This window comes from Coprococcus sp. ART55/1, assembly GCF_000210595.1.
GTDB classification, from domain to species: Bacteria; Bacillota; Clostridia; order Lachnospirales; family Lachnospiraceae; genus Coprococcus; species Coprococcus aceti.
On record NC_021018.1, the window covers coordinates 2,961,147 to 2,962,915 of the forward strand.

The window sequence follows — 1,769 nt, forward strand, 5'->3', positions numbered from 1 at the left end:
TCTCCCTCATCTGATCAATGTACGGCGCCATCTTAGGGCTCTGGGCAATTACGGTCGCATCTATGTTCTCGATGATGTAGAGCTTCTCCTCGAGAAGTCTCTTCACTTCTGACAGGAGCTTCATGCTGTCCGCTCCCTTATACCTCTCATCAGTATCAGGGAAATGCTTTCCAATATCCCCCAACGCCGCAGCACCGAGAAGCGCATCCATTATCGCATGAAGAAGTACATCCGCATCGCTGTGTCCAAGGAGTCCTTTCTCATATGGAATCTCAACTCCTCCGATTATAAGTTTTCGTCCCTCAACTAGTCTGTGGACATCGTATCCCATTCCAACTCTCATGTGATATCCTCCTTATATGAATAAAAAAAAGACGGAATGTCTTCCGTCTCATCAAATAGTAGCGAGAGGGGGATTCGAACCCTCGACACTGCGGGTATGAACCGCATGCTCTAGCCAACTGAGCTATCTCGCCATGTCTTGTAAATGGGACCTATAGGGCTCGAACCTATGACCCTCTGCTTGTAAGGCAGATGCTCTCCCAGCTGAGCTAAGATCCCATATTACTTCGTGTCATCGCTGACACCTTTGTTAGTATACTCAAGTGACCATGTTTTGTCAACAACTTTTTTCACTTTTTTTATTTTATTTTTTATCGGCCTCCACCAAACAGGTAAATAATAAGATTCACTATGAACAGAATGATGACAACAGGTATCACGATATACCACACTATCTTAAATCCCAGCCAGATAACTCCAAGCACTATACCTATAACAAGTGCAGCCACAAGAATGAGTATTATCGCTGTCAGCACCTTGCCTATCGGTGAACTGAAATCAAGCTTGCCATAAGCAAAGCTTGTATTGCCCTCGTCGTCCACATTTACATGCCAGCCCTTCTGACTGCTTCTGCTGGCTTTGCGGGTGTTGTAGCTGTCATCATACGAAGAGGATTCTGTATCATAATATCTTCCGCTTGCGCCCTGTCCCTCTGTGTCAATGATCGTCTTGGCGATCAGTCTTGCAGATCCCAGAGATGAACATATCTCCTCCTCTGACTTGCCTGCTTCTTTCTGCTTCTTAAAATAATCCTCATAATAATTCATCGTGTCATAATATGTCTGCGTTGAGACATTTCCATCAAGAGCTTTCTTCAACTCATCCATAAACTCTCTTTTTCGCATATCGCACCTCCGCGCCATTATGTCAATTCTATTTTTATCACTTCATATTAAGATATACGACGACAACTTTGTAGCCGCCCATATCTTCCACCACATAATTTATAGACCTTATATTGCCATAATTGTACAGAAATGACAAGTCAAATGTTTCGTCATCTGTATATATAGCAGCTTCCAGCACATTACTGCCGCCCATCTGTATCCTTATGCCTTTTTTATACTCATCGAACGAGTCATAGGTATAAAACCTCTTTTTATAGAAATTATACGCTGTGTCGGCACACCTCTGTAGAATTGCTTTTCCCATGAGTGAGTCAGTTCCAGTGTGCTGTCATCGACATTCACATAGGTGTGCTTCAGATAGCTGCCCATATCCGGCAGCGAGTCATCCCATGTCAGATCCACATTATACCATTCTCCGCCGAGCTCTATCTGATTCCATGCATGAAGTCCTTCCTCCGTTCTTCCGACTACTATGTCACATTTGACGCCCAGACAGGACATGATTATGAAGAACGCCTCAGCGTAGCCGTCGCACACGCTCTGGTGAAGCACCAGCGCTCCATATGCCGTATATGCATC

At 44.4% G+C, this 1,769-nt stretch carries 4 protein-coding genes and 2 tRNA genes; all 6 read right to left on the bottom strand.

Annotation, left to right across the window (positions count from 1 at the left end):
- Positions 1-343: 2-C-methyl-D-erythritol 2,4-cyclodiphosphate synthase (gene ispF / locus CCU_RS13310; RefSeq protein WP_208896292.1), on the bottom strand; the 343-nt coding region annotated here is incomplete at its 3' end.
- 59 nt (positions 344-402) lie between these two features.
- A tRNA-Met gene (locus CCU_RS13315) sits at positions 403-476 on the bottom strand.
- Between the two features lie 12 nt (positions 477-488).
- A tRNA-Val gene (locus CCU_RS13320) sits at positions 489-561 on the bottom strand.
- Between the two features lie 92 nt (positions 562-653).
- The gene (locus CCU_RS13325) at positions 654-1,187 is read right to left on the bottom strand and encodes a DUF1700 domain-containing protein (RefSeq protein WP_015535013.1); all 534 of its coding nucleotides are present in this window, start codon (positions 1,185-1,187) and stop codon (positions 654-656) included.
- A 37-nt stretch (positions 1,188-1,224) separates the two neighbouring features.
- Positions 1,225-1,383 (bottom strand): hypothetical protein, encoded by a 159-nt coding sequence (locus CCU_RS13330; protein ID WP_015535014.1) that lies wholly within the window; start codon positions 1,381-1,383, stop codon positions 1,225-1,227.
- Positions 1,384-1,391: 8 nt separating this feature from the next.
- The coding region (locus CCU_RS13335) for a transglutaminase domain-containing protein (RefSeq protein ID WP_305803646.1) at positions 1,392-1,769 on the bottom strand (378 nt) is incomplete at its 5' end.

Coding starts and splice junctions, on each gene's coding strand:
- CCU_RS13325 (WP_015535013.1), bottom strand. CDS start 1,187: ATGCGAAAAAGAGAGTTTATGGATGAGTTGAAGAAAGCTCTTGATGGA.
- CCU_RS13330 (WP_015535014.1), bottom strand. CDS start 1,383: ATGGGCGGCAGTAATGTGCTGGAAGCTGCTATATATACAGATGACGAA.